This window comes from Bradyrhizobium sp. CFUWI (assembly GCF_056429085.1).
Window position 1 is genome coordinate 1 of sequence record NZ_JBWJZE010000247.1, and the last position, 418, is coordinate 418.

The following is a 418-nucleotide window of genomic DNA, read 5'->3' on the forward strand; positions in this document are numbered from 1 at the left end:
GAGTTGAGCCAGCCCGTGATGGCAACGCCCTCATCCAGGTCAGCGTCCTGTTGCAGGTTCTGGGCTGCTGTCCAAGCAGTGGCTAATCCAACTACCCGATATCCATTTCGTTCGTACGCCCTAGCCACAGAAGCCATGGTGAACGTTTTTCCAGCACCTGCACTTCCCTCGACCACCGTCACATCGTTTTCGTCGCGCAGCGTAGCCTCTGCGGCGATTCTCTGCTCTTCACTCAATGAGGCTGGCAGTTCAAAATTTTCGATGACATGCGATCCATTTCTCCGTTCCGCAAGCTGCAGCATCTCATGCTCCAGCGCAACCATTTCACGGCTAGTAAATACGGTGTCCCTTGAATGCTCTCCATGGCAGACCAGCAACTCACCCTTTAAATCAATCACAGCCTCTAGTATTTGACTTC

General features: G+C 52.9%; 1 protein-coding gene. It reads right to left on the reverse strand.

Going from position 1 to position 418, the window contains the following annotated elements; genetic code table 11:
* On the reverse strand, positions 1-418 hold a 418-nt coding region (locus tag AC066S_RS39655; RefSeq protein WP_478272040.1), incomplete at both ends, for an AAA family ATPase.